The organism is Pseudomonas sp. (genome assembly GCF_030684895.1).
Classification (GTDB): domain Bacteria; phylum Pseudomonadota; class Gammaproteobacteria; order Pseudomonadales; family Pseudomonadaceae; genus Aquipseudomonas.
Genome location: NZ_JAUXXP010000074.1, coordinates 33969 through 50193 on the forward strand (window position 1 = coordinate 33969; position 16225 = coordinate 50193).

Genomic DNA, 16225 nt, shown 5'->3' on the forward strand with positions numbered 1-16225 from the left:
GTCCAAGACTAGGTGTTGTTTTGCGACCTGGCTAACACTCAGCACGAGCTTTTGGCTCTCTCGGCACCCAAAGAGGTTGTAACGGTGCTGTGCTAAGCTGCCTTCCTTTTTAACAGCGGAGCCCGAGTAATGAAAGCGCGTATTCAGTGGGCCGGCGAAGCCCTGTTTATTGGGGAGTCGGGCAGCGGCCATGCGGTGGTGATGGACGGCCCGCCAGAGAGCGGAGGACGCAACCTGGGTGTGCGCCCGATGGAGATGGTGCTGATCGGTTTGGGCGGTTGCAGCAACTTCGATGTGGTCAGCATTCTGAAAAAATCCCGTCAGGCGGTAGAAAGCTGTGAAGCCTTTCTGGAAGCTGAGCGCGCCACTGAAGAGCCCAAGGTATTCACCAAGATTCACCTGCATTTCGTGGTCAAGGGCCGCAGTTTGAAGGAGGCTCAGGTCAAGCGTGCGGTTGAGCTATCGGCCGAGAAATACTGCTCGGCCTCGATTATGCTGGGCCGTGGCGGCGTCGAAATCACCCACGACTACGAGATTATCGAGCTGGGCGAGTAGCCTGCAGCGATAAACCTGTGAACGAAAAAGGGCACCTCGGTGCCCTTTATTGTGCCCCTCGTTCAGCCTTACACCCGGTAGGTGGTGCTGGTCATCACTTTGGCCAGCAGGCTCATACCGAACTTTACCGGCGCCGGGAAGCGCAGGCCGCCGGCATCCAGAGCGTTGCAGGCATGCTGTTCTTCATCGACGCGCATCTGTTCGAGAATCGCGCGCGATTTCTGATCCTCCTGCGGAATCTGCTGCAGGTGTTCATCAAGGTGTTTGACCACCTGGTCTTCGGTGGCGGCGACAAAGCCCAGGCTGACCTTGTCGCTGATCAGCCCGGCGGCTGCGCCTACGCCAAAGGACAAACCGTAGAACAGCGGGTTGAGGATGCTCGGCTGACTGCCCAGCTGGCGGATACGCTGCTCACACCACGCTAAGTGGTCGATTTCCTCATCGGCGGCATGCTCCATGGCTTTGCGTACCTGTGGCAGCTTGGCAGTGAGTGCCTGGCCCTGGTACAGCGCCTGGGCGCAGACCTCGCCGGTGTGGTTGATGCGCATCAAACCGGCGACATGCTGGGCCTGCTGCTCGTCCAGCGCGGCTTCCGGCTGCACGATGGCAGGCGATGGGCGGCTTGGCTGGCCGCTGAAGGGCAGCAATGTGCGCAGCGCAGCATCGGCTTGCAGCAGCAGGCGATCAACAGGTGAGAAGTGACGTTCGCTGGCCATAGGGACCTCCGGCGATGATTACGGCGGCCAGTTTACTGCAAACACTGGCCGTCGGCTTGACCGAGATCAGGGCAACTCGCGCAGTACACGAAACCCTAGTGCATAGTCCTTGTAATGCGGCTGTTTCATATCGCGCTGACTGCTGCGCAGGTAGCTTGGGCCGCTGTTCCAGGCGCCGCCGCGAACCACTCGCGGGCTTTTGTCGAGCAGGCTAGCCGCCTGTTGCTCGCTGCCATCGAAGGGGCTGGCAAAGCGCGAGGCGGTCCATTCCCAGACATTGCCGGCCGTGTCATGCAGGCCGAAGGCATTGGCAGCGAATTGGCCGACACGCTCAGTCTTACTCTGGATCAGCCGCGAGGTAGCGCAGCCACGGCAATGCGCGCGAGGGCGGGTTTCCGGGCTGTCGAGCTGCTCACCCCACCAGTAGTAGCTGGTGCTGCCGGCGCGGGCGGCATATTCCCACTCGGCTTCGGTAGGCAAGCGATAGCGCTGGCCGGTGACCGTCGACAGCCATTGGCTGTAGGCCTGGGCCTGGTGCCAGGACACATGGATCACCGGCCGCTGTGCCGACAGTCCCCAGCCCTCGTTGTCCGGCATCGCTGTGGCGGTGGCTTCGGCGTAGTGCTGCCAGTCGGCAAAACTGACTTCGTAGCGGCCAATGGCGAAGGGGTGGCTGATTTCAATCGGCGTGAGTGGGCGCTCGTTATGATTGCCGCGGCCGCTGTGGTCACCCAGCAGATAGCGCCCGGCCGGGACTACAACCAGCTGCGGTCCTTGCTGGTCCTGGGGCAACGCGTCGCTGAATACGCTGCCAGGCGTATGTGCCTGCGCGGGATTGCCAACCAGCAGGGCGAGCAAGGTCAGTGCGCCGCATAATGAACGACTCAACCCGGTGGCCATGCCATCTGCCGTTGACCCAGTACGTGCATATGAATGTGGTGCACCGTCTGGCCGCCCAGGTCATTGCAGTTCATCACCACGCGAAAGCCTTCCTCGCAGCCTTGCTCCGTGGCCAGACGCTGTGCGGTGAAGAGAATATGCCCGGCCAGCGGCTTGTCCGCCTCACTCAGGTCATTGAGGGTGCTGATGTGTTTTTTCGGGATAACCAGAAAGTGCACCGGTGCCTGCGGGCCGATATCGTGAAAGGCAATCACCTGGTCATCTTCATAAAGCTTGCGCGCCGGTATCTCACCAGCGACGATCTTGCAAAATAGACAGTCCATGGACAGTCTCCTGGCCGGTATTAAAGAGGCCGAGTTTAACAGGCCGTTGAAAAACTACCTGCGTTGCCGATACTGCGTTAAAAACAGACTCAAAATGCTCATTTACTGCTCGTAAACTCCGCTTTTTCGTCTGCTTTTGCCTTGTCTCGGCTGCCTCGGCAACATTTTTTAAACGGCCTTTTTGTGGACAAGGAGCGTGGGTGAAAAACGATATTCATGATCTGGGCTTGGTATTGGATTCCAAGACCAAGCTTGTATTAATTGAGTCCTGGGATGAGCTGCGGGTGCTGGAAACCCTGACCAGCCTGGCGGTGCGCCGCAGTCTTGGCTTGCAGCTGTGGTCGGTGACTGAAGGTTTGCAGCGCGTGGGGTTTTCCATTCAGGAACCCGTCGACAGCGCCACTCTGGAACCAGAAACCGCCCTGCGCCTGATCAAGGCGGACACCCAGCCGACGCTGTATGTGATGTGCGATCTGCATCCCTTTCTTGACGACAATCCTAAACTGGTGCGCTTGCTCAAGGAAATCGCCATGAACGAGCAGCCCAGCAAGCCGACACTGGTGCTGGTATCCCACGCCTGCAAACTGCCACCGGAAGTGCAGCGTTACGCCTCGCGTTTCAGCCTGTCGCTGCCCTCCGAGGAGGAGCTGTTGGCCATTGTGCGCGACGAGGCAACCGGCTGGAGTGCGCGCAACCGCAATGCACGGGTGCGCACCGATAACCGTACCCTGCAGCAGGTAGTGAAGAATCTGCGCGGCCTTAGCCATGCAGAGGCCCGTGCGCTGGCGCGCAATGTGATCTGCGATGACGGCGCGATTACCCAGGAAGACCTGCCGGAGCTGAACAAGACCAAATTCAAATTGCTCGATCTCGATGGCGTGCTGAGTTTCGAGTACGACACCGCACGTTTCGCCGAGGTCGGTGGGCTGAGTAACCTCAAGCGCTGGCTGGGTGATCGGCAGAGCATCTTTCTCGAAGGCAAAGGCATTGATCTGCCCAAGGGCGTGCTGTTGGTCGGTGTGCAGGGCGGCGGTAAGAGTCTGGCCGCCAAGGCCATCGCCGGACTGTGGGGCCTGCCTCTGCTGCGCCTGGACTTTGCCTGCCTGTACAACAAGTTCTTCGGCGAGACCGAGCGCAATCTGCGTGAAGCCCTCAAGCTGGCCGAGCAGATGGCGCCTTGTGTGCTGTGGATGGATGAGATCGAAAAGGGCCTGGCCAGCGGCGATCACGATGGTGGCGTCAGTCAGCGGGTGCTCGGCACCCTGCTGACCTGGATGGCCGAGCGCAAGGCGCCGGTCTTTATGGTGGCGACCGCCAACGTCATCTCGCGGCTGCCGCCGGAGCTGGTGCGTAAGGGGCGTTTCGATGAGCTGTTCTTCGTCGACCTGCCGGATGCGGCGGTGCGTGCCGAGATCTTCCGGATTCATCTGGCGCGGCGCGAGCTGGAGGCGACAGGTTTTGACCTGACGCAGCTGGCGGCGGCTTGTGATGGGTTTTCCGGCGCGGAAATCGAGCAGGCGGTGGTCAGCGCCCTGTATGCCGCGCAAGCTCAGCAGCAAGCGGTCAATCAGGCATTGTTGCTGCAGAGCATCCAGAGCACCGCACCGCTGTCGGTGGTGATGGCCGAGGACCTTGCCGCCCTGCGCGCCTGGGCGGATGGGCGCACGGTCAATGCAGGTTAGGTGGAGTTTTAGATTGGCTTGCCGAACTGGCGATTGAGCCGTGCGCTGATTCGCCGTACCAGCCAGCGCGGGCCCAGCCGAGGGCTGAGGGCGAGCAGGCGGTTGCGCCAGCCAGGAATAATGATCGCGCGGTTTTTCTCCAGCGCCTTGACGGTGATAAGCGCTACTTCCTCGGCGCTCATCATCAGTTTGCTGCCCTGTAGCGCCTCGCTGTTCATGCGTGCCGTGCGGAAAAACGCGCTGCGGGTTGGCCCCGGGCAGAGTACGGAGACTTTAACGCCGTACTCTTTAAGCTCTTCGCGCAGGCCTTCGGAAAAGTGCAATACGTAGGCTTTGCTCGCGTAGTAGTTGCTCATACCCGGGCCGGGCTGAAAGCCGGCAACCGAGGCGACATTGAGAATCTGCCCGCAGCCCTGGCCGGCCATGATGGTGCCGATGGCGTGGCAGAGGCGGGCGAGAGCGAGGATATTCAGTTCGATCAGTTGCTGTTCGCGAGCCCAGTCCTGAGCCACGTAAGCGCCTGAGGTGCCGATGCCGGCGTTGTTTACCAGCAGGTCGATACTGCGCTCACCTTGTTCCAGCTCATGCAGCAGGCCGCTGACCTGCAGCGGCTGGCTGAGGTCGCAGACGCGAAACAGCACCTCCACGGAAAAACGTTGGGTCAGCTCGCAGGCAATACTTTCCAATGCATCGCGCTGGCGCGCCACCAGAATCAGCTTGCGACCTCGCCGGGCCAGGGCTTCGGCCAGGGCCAGGCCAATACCGCTAGAGGCTCCAGTGATAAGCGCGTAACGGGTCATAGGGTTCTCCGTGATGGGGCCTTTCGACCCCATGTACCGCGCAAGGTTGCCAGTGGGTTACAGACCAGCGTTGGAATAGCCCATATAGGCTGGTATCGCGATGGCGGCCACGATGCCGAGGGCGATGATCGCCACCCAGAGTAGGGCGAGGATTTTTACCGCACGGCTATTTGGTGGTGGCGGTGGACCAAAGCGGTTGGCGGCGGTGCTGCCGGGGATGATAAACAGCAGCAGCGAGAACACCCCGCCAACAATCGGCACCAGGGTGACCAGCAGCAGCCAGCCTGACCAGCCGATATCATGCAAGCGCTGCACGCCGAACATGATGCCGACCACCGCCACGGCGATACCCACCACGACCATCAACAGGCCGCCAAGAATTTCCGACGCGGCGAAGAAACCGCCAGCGATACCGAACAACGGCAAGCAGGCCAGCATCAGCACCATCGACCAGGCCAGGTAGCGCAAACGGCCGATGCGCCCGTCGGTGGTAAAGGCCTTCAGTTCGCCGAATTCCGGCAGGGTTTCTGCCACGGCCGCTTTCGGTGTGGCGTAGGGCGTGGCCGCGGCGCTGACCACTTCCGGCGGGTTTTCCGCGAGCATGGCCTGGCGGGCGAGAAATTTCTCGATAACGATGCCGCAGGCCGAGCATTCGATAGCCTTGCTTTGCTGGTGGCCGCACTTGGGGCAGGTCATTGGCACGTTGCTTTCAGCTTCGCTGCTTTCCGTGCGGTGATCATCGGTCTCCACCAGGCTCAGGCTGGCGGCCAGGTCCTGTTCCTTGCGCACTTTGGCACCGGCACTTTGCAACGCCTTGAGGTACTGGTCGGCTTCGTTTTCGCTGAGGTCGCGCTTGATATCGACATTGCCGCCGCTAAACAGCGAGTTGATCCGGGTGTGGTCGCTCTTGAACAGGCGGGCGAGATTTTCTTTGGCTGTTTCCAGGCTGACGTCGGGCATCAACTCGCCGTTGAACACAATCTTGAAGCGGGCTTGGGTCATGTCGGCGTCCTTGTCGGTGCCAGAATGGAGATGCGCTACAGACTAGCCGGCCTGTAACCCGGTAAACAAGCTGCCTGCGCGCAAATGTGCAGGGCCTAGAGACGGTTCACGCTCTGCCGGCGGACCAGCTTCCGACCAAGCGGCCGTTGCGTAGAAGGACGAGCTGGTTGAACAACTCGAACAGACCTTCCGAGCGTTGCGGGCGAAGAAATACCCAGTCGTCGACCTGTAAGCCGGTGCCGGCTGAGCCGATCAGGCGCTCCTGGTTGGCGCTGCGGCCATACAGGGCGTCATAGCTGAGCCCGGCGGGGGACACCGGGGTTGCTGGCCATTGCCCGCCATACAGGTAATAAGCCTGCTGGCGATTACGGTTCCAGCGTTGCAGCAACTGGTGCGAGCTGTCGAGAAACGGCAGCTGCCCAGGCAGCGCCTTGAGCACCGGGCTGGCGATCCACAGGGCGGCTTGTTGGGTGGCCAGCAGATCGCTGTCGAAATCACTGGGTTTGAGCAGTGCGGAGCCGACCGCGACCTCATTTAGTGGCGTATCGCGCTGGGTGTGCAGGGCATAGGTCAGGCTGCCGGCGCCATTGAGCAGCGGCTGTTGCGGCCACAGCTCGTTGAATGCCGCAGCGCTGGCGATAAACGCGCGGTAACGCGCAGCGCTCTGGGCAAAGTCGCTGGTTTGGTCGGTCCAGAACGGCGTATGGGCGAGATGGGCGTCATAACCCATGAGGCCGCGCACGCGTAGCCGGTTGGGCGTGTTACGCAGCCAGGTGAGTGCGGCGCCGAGTTCTGCGGGGGTGGCAAAGCCGCCACGGGCCAGGCCGATGTCGATTTCAAAGGCAATCTGCAGCGGTTGGTTGAGGGCGTTGGCCAGTGCGGCATATTCCTGCAGGCGGGTCTGGCTATCGATCAGCCAGGTCAGCTGCTTAGCCGGGACAAAGCCGCTGCCCTGCGGCAGTTGCTGGTAGAAACTCAGGGCTGCTGCACTGGGCAAGGGCTTGCCGAGCAACAGATCGGACTGGGGAAAGCTCGCTGCCAGCTGGTTGATCTGTGGCTGGTGGAACACCATAAAACGCTGCGTGCCGAGCGTCTTCGCCAGGTAGTCGAGCAAGCCGGTGGACGCCAGCGACTTAGCCACCAGGCGCAACGGCAGTTGGCTACCGAGCTGGCCAGCCAACAGCTCGGCGTTCTGATCCAGGCGTTCGAGATCCACCACCAGCAGCGGCAGCCCGGCCCCTGCACGCCGCAGCAATTGGTTGAGTGCGGCAAAGTAAGGCGTGTGCGGCTGGCCGAGATCGCTTGGGCGTAGCGCCCAGCCGCCCAGCAACCCCAGCGCACCGAGACCGAGCAGGCTGCGTCGCTTCATCGCGCCCAGCGTTGTTGCAGCTGCAGGCTGTGCGTGAGGGCGGCGCGGTATTCGCTGTCGAGGCGGGCGATCAGTTGCTCGACGCTGGGCAGGTCGCGGATATTGCCGACGCCCTGGCCGGCCGACCACACGGTTTTCCAAGCCTTGGCTTCTTCATCCATGGGTTTGAGCTTCTCACCGTAGTTGATCTCACCTTTGCTCTGCAGCTGCTTGAGGTCGTAACCGGCCAGCTCCAGGCTCTGGCGCATAAAGCTTGCGGGCACCCCGGAGACCGCTGGGGTGTGAATGATATCGGCGGCTTTGGCGTCGAGGATCATCTGCTTGTAAGCGGCGGAAGCAGCGTTTTCCTGAGTAGCGATCAGGCGGGTGCCGAGGTAGGCGAGGTCGGCGCCAAGCAGTTGCGCGGCCAGCACTTCGTGGCCCTGATTAAGGCAGCCGGCGAGCAGCAGGGTTTTATCGAAGAACTGGCGAATTTCGGCGATCAGCGCGAATGGGCTCCAGGTGCCAGCATGTCCGCCTGCACCGGCGGCTACCGCGATCAGGCCGTCGACGCCGGCTTCGGCGGCTTTTTCGGCATGCCGGCGGGTGGTCACGTCATGGAATACCAGGCCGCCGTAGCTGTGCACAGCATCCACCACTTCCTTCACCGCGCCGAGGCTGGTGATCACGATAGGCACACGCTGCTCAACGCAGATCGCCAGGTCCGCCTGCAGGCGCGGGTTGCTGCCGTGCACGATCAGGTTGACCGCATAAGGCGCTGCATCGCTGCCCAGGCCGGCGTCGATCTCTTGCAGCCAGTCCTTGAAACCGCTGCTCTCACGCTGGTTCAGCGCTGGAAAGCTGCCGACGATGCCGTTGTTACAGCAGGCCAGTACCAGTTGCGGGTTGGACACCAGAAACATCGGCGCGGCGACGACGGGCAGGCGCAGGCGTTGTTCGAGCAGGGCTGGCAGCGACATGCAGTATTCCTCTTGATGTGTTTAGAAAGGGCGAACCACGACCAGAATGACAATGCCGAGCAAGGCCAGCACGGGCGCTTCATTGAACCAGCGATAGAACACATGACTGCGCTGGTTCTCGCCGCGGGCAAAGGCCTTGAGCTGGGCGCCGCACATAAACTGGTAGACCAGCAGCAGTGCCACCAGGCTCAGCTTGGCGTGCATCCAGCCCTGGCTGAAGTAGTAGCTCGGGTTGAGGCTGATCAGCCACAAGCCCAGGCCAACGGTGAGAATCAATGACGGCCACATGATCCCGCGATACAGCTTGCGCTCCATGATGCAGAAGCGCTCTCTGCTGATCTCATCAGTGCTCATGGCGTGGTAGACGAACAGGCGCGGCAGGTAGAACAGGCCGGCGAACCAGCAGACCATGGCGATGATGTGCAGGGCTTTGAGCCACAGATAAAGCATTGCGCGCACTCGTTGCAGGAAAGTGCCCCGATAGTAGTGGGCATGACCGCCTCCGTCATCACTGACGGCGCTCAAGTGTTGGCCCCTGGCCGAAGCGGCCGTATCATCGGCAGCTTTCCACTGCTGGTATTGCAAAGGGGCAAGTGATGATCAAGGTCGGAATCGTCGGCGGCACGGGGTATACCGGTGTCGAGCTGTTGCGTTTGTTGGCGCAACACCCGCAAGCGCAGGTCGAGGTGATTACCTCGCGCTCCGAGGCCGGCATGCGTGTCGACGAGATGTACCCAAACCTGCGCGGCCATTACGACCGCCTGGCCTTCAGCGTGCCAGACGTAGCCACCTTGGGTGCCTGTGATGTGGTGTTTTTCGCCACGCCGCATGGTGTGGCCCATGCCCTGGCCGGTGAGCTGCTGGCAGCCGGGACCAAGGTAATCGACCTGTCGGCCGACTTCCGCCTGCAGGATGCCGACGAGTGGGCCAAGTGGTACGGCCAGCCCCACGGCGCGCGGGATCTGCTGCCAGAGGCGGTTTACGGTCTGCCGGAAGTCAATCGGGAGGCGATCAAACAGGCGCGTTTGATCGCTGTGCCAGGCTGCTACCCCACTGCCGCACAGCTGGCGCTGATTCCGCTGCTGGAAGCAGGCCTGGCCGATACCACGCAGGTGATCGCCGACTGCAAGTCCGGGGTCAGCGGTGCTGGTCGCGGTGCCAGCGTGGGTTCGCTGTTCAGCGAAGCGGGCGAGAGCATGAAAGCCTATGGGGTCAAAGGCCATCGGCATCTGCCGGAAATTCGCCAGGGCCTGCGCCGGGCTGCCGGTAAGGATGTTGGCCTGACCTTTGTGCCGCATCTGACGCCGATGATCCGCGGTATCCACGCCACGCTTTACGCCACTGTGGTCGACCGCTCGGTGGACCTGCAGGCGCTGTTCGAGCAGCGCTATGCCAATGAGCCCTTCGTCGATGTGATGCCGGCCGGCAGCCACCCGGAAACCCGCAGCGTGCGCGGTGCCAACGTGTGTCGGATCGCTGTGCATCGGCCGCAGGATGGCGACCTGGTGGTGGTGCTGTCGGTGATCGACAACCTGGTCAAAGGTGCGTCGGGTCAGGCGCTGCAGAACATGAACATCCTCTTCGGTCTCGATGAGCGTCTGGGCTTGTCCCACGCGGGCATGCTGCCCTGATGGCGGGCTGGGAGGTTCGCCCAAGCGATCCGGGGCGTGCTCGGCGACGGCGCATGCTTGGCTTGCTGCTGGTGCTGTGCATTCCGCTGGCCTTCTATGCCGGCGGTTGGTGGCTGCAGTACAGCCAGCCTGCAGTGGTTGTGGGGCAGCCGGCCGAACCGGTGCGCGATGAGCAGTTGCTGCGCGAGGTCGATGAGTTGCGTCAGCGTTTGGTGGTGCTCGGCAGTGCAGAAAAAGTCAGTCTGCAAGCCAACGAACAGAGCCGCCTGACCATCAAACTGCTGGAAGAGCAGATCTACAAACAGCAACAGGATCTGGCCTTCTATAAAGGTGTGTTGGCGCCTGCCAGCCGTCGTGAAGGCCTGCGCATCAAGACCTTTGAGCTGCAGGCCACGGACAGACCTGAACATTTCCGCTACAAGATACTCCTCAGCCGCGTGGGCAAAGGTGATACGCCGTTGGAAGGCCAGTTACAGGTGTCTATCGTTGGCAAGCAGGACGGGCAGGATGTCACGCTTGAGCTGGCAGCGCTGAGTGCAGGCTTGCCCGATGGCCTGCCGGAGCAGTCGATTACCTTCGCCTTTAAGCATTTTCAGGCTATTCCCGAGGCCGGGCGATTTGCCGAGCTAAAGGTGCCTGAAGGGTTTATCCCGCGCGAGATCAAGGTGCGTGCCGAGGTAAAAGGCGAGAAGCCTTTGCTGCGCACATTCAAATGGAACAAAGAGGAGTGACTGTTCCTTATGTGGAATAAAGATAAGGCGCGCACTGACGTGCAGCGTTTCGCCGGCAAGACCAGCCTGATTGCGGTGGGTGCCGAACTGCATGGCGATTTGCGCTTTCAAGGCGCGGTGCAGGTCGATGGCAAGGTCATCGGTAACCTGGTGGCCAGCGAAGGTATGGTGCGCGTCAGTGTGCAGGGCCGGGTTGAAGGTGAGATTCGCGCCCCCCATATAGTGATTGACGGTGAAGTGGTCGGCGATGTGCACGCCAGTGGCCACCTTGAGCTGGGCGCACGGGCGCGGGTGCGTGGCAATCTGTATTACGCCCTGATGGAAATGGCCATGGGGGCGCAGATCGAAGGGCGCCTCTGCCGTTTGCAAGACGAAGCGCGTCCACTGGAATTGCCCGAAACGCTGGATGCCGCACAATAGTTGACCGCTTTTCTCGGGTAAGCGGATAATGCCGATCAGAATGCAGTATGGCGCTTAGCGCCGGGAGTTAATCAGCATGAGCGTCGAAACCTTCACCCCCAGCGCTATGCAATTTACGCAGGGCGCAGCGAACAAGGTGAAGAGCCTGGTCGATGAAGAAGGCAACCCGCGCCTGAAATTGCGCGTGTTTGTAACGGGAGGCGGTTGTTCCGGCTTCCAGTACGGCTTCACCTTTGATGAAGAAGTGGCCGAGGATGACACCATCATCGAGCGCGAAGGCGTGAGCTTGGTGGTTGACCCGATGAGCTTCCAGTACCTGGCAGGTGCCGAGGTCGACTATCAGGAAGGTCTGGAAGGTTCGCGATTTGTTATCAACAACCCCAACGCCACCACCACCTGCGGTTGCGGTTCTTCGTTCTCGATCTGAGTTGCAGGCTGTTCAAGCGAACGCCGTGCCTTGTGCACGGCGTTGTCGTTTCTGGGGGGAAGCAGAGTTTTACCTCGGCCGTTAGGCGGGGTAGATCGCGCCAAGTACCCGCAGGCCGCGAGCGCCGGTGACGCTCGGCCGGTTGGCGGGAATGCCTTCCAGGCAGCAGTGTGCGAGCCAGGCAAAGGCCATGGCCTCAACCCAATCGGCGGGCACGCCATGCGCATCGGTGCTACTCACCTGGCTATTGGGCAGCAGCTGCGCCAGGCGGCGCATCAGTGTGTGGTTATGCGCGCCACCACCACACACCAGCAGCATCTCGGTGTGCTGCTGAGCAGCCTTGAGCGCTTCGGTAATACTGATGACGGTCAGTTCCAGCAGAGTTGCCTGCACGTCAGCCTCAGCAAACGCCGGCAGGTTACGCAGATGCTGATCCAGCCAGTCCAGGTTGAACAGCTCGCGCCCAGTGCTCTTCGGGCCCTGAGTCTGGAAGTAGGGATCGCTCAGCAAGGCTTGCAGAAGCTGCGGCTGTACCTGGCCACTGGCAGCCCATTGACCGTTCTGGTCGTATGTCAGGCCCTGATGGCGTTGAATCCAGGTGTCCAGCAGCACATTGCCCGGGCCGCAATCGAAGCCATGCACCGGGCGCTCAGGTTCAAGCAGGCTGAGGTTGCTGAAACCGCCAATATTGAGGATTGCGCGGGTGCTGCCCTCGCTGGCGAACAAGGCCTGGTGGAATGACGGAACCAGCGGTGCGCCCTGGCCACCAGCGGCAACATCGCGGCGGCGGAAGTCACTGACGACGCTGATGCCGGTCAGCTCGGCGAGCAGAGCGGAGTTGCCGATCTGGATAGTGAAACCACGCGCAGGCTCATGGCGCACGGTCTGACCATGGCTGCCGATGGCGCGAACGCTGTGTGCGGGGATGTCATGCTGCAACAGCAGCTCATTGATGCCTTGCGCGGCGAGCGCGACCCACTGCTGCTCGGCAATAGCCGCGCGTGCTAGCTCATCCGGGCCGGATGCACACAGGCTGAGTAAGCTGCTACGCAGTTCGTCTGGCATGGGTAAGTAGCGGGTGCCTAGCAGGCGGGTGCCGTGTTCCTGCTCAATCAGCGCAATGTCCAGCCCATCCAGGCTGGTGCCGGACATCACGCCAAGGTAGAGGGGCATGGCTTAGCGCTGATTGTTGAGGGCGAGCATCGTGGACTTCTCTTTGTCCATTTGTGCCATCAGCGGTTTGCTCAACTGCATAAAGCGGGCTTTTTCGCTGCTAGCGATCGGGTCAGCCATTGGCAGTTTCTGGCTCAGTGGGTCAACGTGCACGCCGTTGACCTGGAACTCATAGTGCAGATGCGGGCCCGTGGACAGGCCGGTGGTGCCGATATAGCCGATGATCTGCCCCTGCTTGACGTTGCTACCGCTGCGGATGCCCTTGGCAAAGCCATTCATGTGGGCATACAGGGTGCGGTAGCGTTGACCGTGCTGAATGATCACCGCATTGCCGTAGCCGCCATGGCGGCCTGCAAGGGTAATACGGCCATCGCCGGCGGCCTTGATCGGTGTGCCGCGTGGGGCGGCGTAATCCACACCCTTGTGCGCGCGAATCTTGTTCAGCACTGGGTGGCGGCGCCCCGTGGAAAAGCGTGAGCTGATGCGGGCGAAATCCACCGGGGTGCGAATAAAGGCTTTGCGCATGCTGTCGCCATTGGCGGTGTAGTAGCTGCTGATGCCTTGCTTGTTGGTGTAGCGCACGGCGGTGTAGGTCTTGCCGCGGTTGGTGAAGCGGGCGGAGAGGATGTTACCGGTGCCCACCTGCTTGCCGTTGACCACTTTCTTTTCGTAGATCAGCTCGAACTCGTCGCCTTCACGAATATCCATGGCAAAGTCGATGTCGTAGCCGAACACGTTGGCTAGATCCATGGTCAGGCTGTGCGACAGGCCGGCGCGCTTGGCCGAGAGAAACAACGAGCTGTTGATCACGCCGTGGCTGTAGGTGGTTTGAACTTCTGGCTTGACCAGTTCGCGTTTGAAGCTGAAGCCGTTCTCGCTTTTGGCCAGAGCAATGCTTTCCAGGTCGCTGAGTTTGCTGTGCAGGCTTTCAAGCTCACCGTCAGTGCTCAGTTTGAACTCAAGTGCCTGGCCTACTTTCAGGCGTGTCAGCTGCTTGGCTTCTTTGCTGCTGCTAAGCACGGAATGCAGAGTGGTGGCGCTCAAGCCGACCTTGGCAAATACCGTAGACAGCGTGTCACCGTTCTCTACGCGAACAATGCGTTGTAGTGGGTCGGTTTCTGGCGGCTCTTCAACCTGCGCGGCCTGCGGCTCATTATCTGTCGGTGTATCGGCGGCGGCTGTGTCGGCGAACGGCGACTGGCGCGTCTGCGAGGCGGCAGAGTCAGGCTCGTCCTGGAACTCGGCGTATTCTGCGCCGTTATCCAGCTCAAGGTTTATGTAGGTTTTCTTTGCTTCAACTTCGCGGGAGGGGAATACCAGTAGGGCTAGGCTCAGGAGGGCGGCGACGCCACTGGCCGCCAGAATATGGCTTTTCGGGTACAGGGGCGGCGCTTTAGTTGTAGAGGTCATAGGCTGCTTTTTGACTTTTAAAGATGAGAAGAAATAGATAAACAAAATGATGAATATGCAGTAACTGTATAAAATATAACCAAATCGCTAGCTAGGCAACCCCGGTTGTCGCAAGGCGGTCTTAGCGTAGGTGAGTGGCGGGCAGAACTTGTGCTTTGTCCGCGATCTTGTATGGTTGGTTCCCTTTCGTTTTTGAGTGGTCGTGAGTCCTGTCATGAAGTCGGTTGAAGAGCAGTTGGCGCTGATCAAGCGTGGCGCGGAAGAGGTTCTGGTTGAGGCCGAACTGGTTGAGAAGCTCAAGCGTGGTCAGCCACTGCGCATTAAAGCCGGTTTTGATCCGACTGCGCCGGATCTGCACCTCGGGCACACCGTGCTTATTAATAAGCTGCGTCAGTTCCAGGAGCTGGGTCATCAGGTGATTTTTCTGATCGGTGACTTCACTGGAATGATTGGTGATCCCAGCGGGAAGAGCGCCACGCGCCCGCCTCTGACTCGCGAGCAGGTGCTTGAGAACGCGGAGACCTATAAAACCCAAGTGTTCAAGATTCTCGACCCGGCGAAAACCGAGGTTGCCTTCAACTCCACCTGGATGGATAAGATGGGGCCGGCGGATTTCATCCGCCTGACCTCGCAGTACACCGTCGCACGCATGCTTGAGCGCGATGACTTCAGCAAGCGCTATTCGACCAACCAGCCAATCGCTATTCACGAGTTCCTCTACCCACTGGTTCAGGGGTATGACTCGGTCGCGTTGCAGGCGGATGTTGAGCTGGGCGGTACTGATCAGAAGTTCAACCTGCTCATGGGGCGCGAGTTGCAGCGCTCCTATGGCCAAGCGTCGCAGTGCATCGTCACCATGCCGTTGCTTGAAGGTCTGGATGGCGTGAAGAAGATGTCCAAGTCGCTGGGCAACTACATTGGCATCCAGGAAGCCCCCGGCGTCATGTACAACAAGCTGGTCTCTATGCCGGATGCTTTGATGTGGCGCTATTTCGAGCTGCTCAGCTTCCGATCCATGGAGGAGATCGAGCAGTTCAAGCGAGATGTCGAGCAGGGTGCTAATCCCCGTGATATCAAGATCAAGTTGGCCGAAGAGATCGTCGCGCGGTTCCATGGCGAAGAGGCGGCGCTTAGCGCTCATCGCTCGGCAGGTAACCGCATGAAGGAAGGTGAGTTGCCTGAGGATCTGCCAGAGGTCGAGGTTCTGTCGGCTGAGGATATGCCGATTGCCGCGCTGCTTAATAAAGCAGGCCTGGTGAAGAACGCCGCGATGGCGCGTGATTTGCTGGGTTCCGGCAGCGTGCGCGTGGATGGTGAGGTGGTGGATCGCTCCTATATACATAAGGTAGGTGCTGTGCACGTCTGCCAGGCCGGCAAGAAAGCGTTCGCGCGTATCACGCTTAAGGCCGAGTAATTGGTTGCACGCTTGCGTGATGGTTGCGACAAAGCCGTTGAAGCGTCAGCTTCAACGGCTTTGTCGTTTCTGCAGGCGGCGCGCAGGTGGCTGTGTGGCTGCAGACCTTGATTTCGTGGCTATTGAAACAAAAGCATAACAATCGATTGACCTTCGTTCGGCAGTCCCTATAATGCGCAGCTCTTCAGGCGTATGCGGCTCCTTAAACTTCTTATAAAACAAGAAGTTAGATTTGAAAAAGGAGTTGCAAAGCAGCGAAAGCTGCGTAGAATGCGCTTCCTCTTCAGGATGTTGTGTTTGAGTCTGAAGGGGTTCGGTCGGGTTGATCGGAAGCGGCAAAAGAGGCGGTTGACAGCGGTTTGAAACGCTGTAGAATTCGCATCCCGCTGACGAGAAGCTAGATGTTGATCGAAAGCGCAAGTGGTTGAGATTGAAAAGAAATTTTCACTCTCGGTAAGAAAAAACCACTTGACGGAAGATGAGGCTGCTGTAGAATGCGCGCCTCGGTTGAGACGAAAGACTTAACCACCTGCTCTTTAACAACTGAATCAAGCAATTCGTGTGGGTGCTTGAGAGGTAAGACTGCTAGTCGCAAGATTATCAGCATCACAAGTTACTCCGCGAGAAATCAAAGATGTAACCAACGATTGCTGAGCTAAGTTTAGGGTTTTCTCAAAACCCAAGCAGTATTGAACTGAAGAGTTTGATCATGG

General features: G+C 60.0%; 17 protein-coding genes. 7 read left to right on the forward strand and 10 right to left on the reverse strand.

The features are described from left to right. Window positions 1–129 precede the first annotated feature (129 nt). Entirely contained in the window at window positions 130–555 is a 426-nt protein-coding gene (locus tag Q8M42_RS16575; RefSeq protein WP_304867509.1) for an OsmC family protein, read from the forward strand. Window positions 556–623: 68 nt separating this feature from the next. Here the strand turns inward: Q8M42_RS16575 and coq7 are convergent, their stop codons facing one another. The 3 genes from coq7 to Q8M42_RS16590 form a co-directional block, all read right to left on the reverse strand. Continuing rightward, window positions 624–1271, reverse strand: coding sequence for a 2-polyprenyl-3-methyl-6-methoxy-1,4-benzoquinone monooxygenase (coq7, locus tag Q8M42_RS16580; protein WP_304867507.1), 648 nt, complete (start codon window positions 1269–1271; stop codon window positions 624–626). 66 nt (window positions 1272–1337) lie between these two features. Next, entirely contained in the window at window positions 1338–2159 is an 822-nt protein-coding gene (locus Q8M42_RS16585; protein ID WP_304867504.1) for a formylglycine-generating enzyme family protein, read from the reverse strand. Further along, on the reverse strand, window positions 2156–2494 hold the full coding sequence (locus Q8M42_RS16590) for a histidine triad nucleotide-binding protein (protein WP_304867501.1): 339 nt from the start codon (window positions 2492–2494) through the stop codon (window positions 2156–2158). Before Q8M42_RS16590 ends, Q8M42_RS16585 begins: the two co-directional genes overlap by 4 nt. A gap of 200 nt (window positions 2495–2694) precedes the next feature. Between Q8M42_RS16590 and Q8M42_RS16595 the strand changes: the two genes are divergently transcribed. After that, entirely contained in the window at window positions 2695–4176 is a 1482-nt protein-coding gene (locus tag Q8M42_RS16595) for an AAA family ATPase (protein ID WP_304867498.1), read from the forward strand. 8 nt (window positions 4177–4184) lie between these two features. Here Q8M42_RS16595 and Q8M42_RS16600 read toward each other — a convergent pair whose 3' ends face one another. The 5 genes from Q8M42_RS16600 to hemJ form a co-directional block, all read right to left on the reverse strand. Next, a complete protein-coding gene (locus Q8M42_RS16600; protein WP_304867496.1) occupies window positions 4185–4976 on the reverse strand; it encodes an SDR family oxidoreductase in 792 nt (263 codons plus the stop codon). A 57-nt stretch (window positions 4977–5033) separates the two neighbouring features. Beyond that, the gene (locus tag Q8M42_RS16605; RefSeq protein WP_304867494.1) at window positions 5034–5978 is read right to left on the reverse strand and encodes a DUF805 domain-containing protein; all 945 of its coding nucleotides are present in this window, start codon (window positions 5976–5978) and stop codon (window positions 5034–5036) included. 106 nt (window positions 5979–6084) lie between these two features. Continuing rightward, window positions 6085–7347, reverse strand: a complete 1263-nt coding sequence (locus Q8M42_RS16610; protein WP_304867492.1) for an alanine racemase — start codon at window positions 7345–7347, stop codon at window positions 6085–6087. Next, a complete protein-coding gene (locus tag Q8M42_RS16615; protein WP_304867489.1) occupies window positions 7344–8306 on the reverse strand; it encodes a nitronate monooxygenase family protein in 963 nt (320 codons plus the stop codon). Before Q8M42_RS16615 ends, Q8M42_RS16610 begins: the two co-directional genes overlap by 4 nt. A 21-nt stretch (window positions 8307–8327) precedes the next feature. Beyond that, window positions 8328–8756, reverse strand: a complete 429-nt coding sequence (gene hemJ / locus Q8M42_RS16620) for a protoporphyrinogen oxidase HemJ (RefSeq protein ID WP_304867487.1) — start codon at window positions 8754–8756, stop codon at window positions 8328–8330. Window positions 8757–8902: 146 nt separating this feature from the next. Here hemJ and argC point away from each other — a divergent pair, with 146 nt between their 5' ends. The 4 genes from argC to erpA all read left to right on the forward strand — a co-directional run bounded on the left by argC (window position 8903) and on the right by erpA (window position 11515). Next, a complete protein-coding gene (gene argC / locus Q8M42_RS16625; protein ID WP_304867485.1) occupies window positions 8903–9937 on the forward strand; it encodes an N-acetyl-gamma-glutamyl-phosphate reductase in 1035 nt (344 codons plus the stop codon). Window positions 9938–9990: 53 nt separating this feature from the next. After that, window positions 9991–10668, forward strand: coding sequence for a DUF6776 family protein (locus Q8M42_RS16630; protein ID WP_304867483.1), 678 nt, complete (start codon window positions 9991–9993; stop codon window positions 10666–10668). A gap of 9 nt (window positions 10669–10677) precedes the next feature. Further along, on the forward strand, window positions 10678–11088 hold the full coding sequence (locus Q8M42_RS16635) for a polymer-forming cytoskeletal protein (protein WP_160014652.1): 411 nt from the start codon (window positions 10678–10680) through the stop codon (window positions 11086–11088). Between the two features lie 76 nt (window positions 11089–11164). Then, entirely contained in the window at window positions 11165–11515 is a 351-nt protein-coding gene (gene erpA / locus Q8M42_RS16640) for an iron-sulfur cluster insertion protein ErpA (RefSeq protein ID WP_090256106.1), read from the forward strand. Between the two features lie 81 nt (window positions 11516–11596). On the opposite strand, the gene Q8M42_RS16645 is transcribed toward erpA, so the two are convergent. Both Q8M42_RS16645 and Q8M42_RS16650 read right to left on the reverse strand, forming a co-directional pair. After that, a complete protein-coding gene (locus tag Q8M42_RS16645; RefSeq protein ID WP_304867476.1) occupies window positions 11597–12688 on the reverse strand; it encodes an anhydro-N-acetylmuramic acid kinase in 1092 nt (363 codons plus the stop codon). 3 nt (window positions 12689–12691) lie between these two features. Then, a complete protein-coding gene (locus Q8M42_RS16650) occupies window positions 12692–14098 on the reverse strand; it encodes a peptidoglycan DD-metalloendopeptidase family protein (RefSeq protein WP_304867473.1) in 1407 nt (468 codons plus the stop codon). Window positions 14099–14312: 214 nt separating this feature from the next. Here Q8M42_RS16650 and tyrS point away from each other — a divergent pair, with 214 nt between their 5' ends. Then, a complete protein-coding gene (gene tyrS / locus Q8M42_RS16655; protein ID WP_304867469.1) occupies window positions 14313–15512 on the forward strand; it encodes a tyrosine--tRNA ligase in 1200 nt (399 codons plus the stop codon). The last annotated feature ends 713 nt before the right edge of the window (window positions 15513–16225 follow it).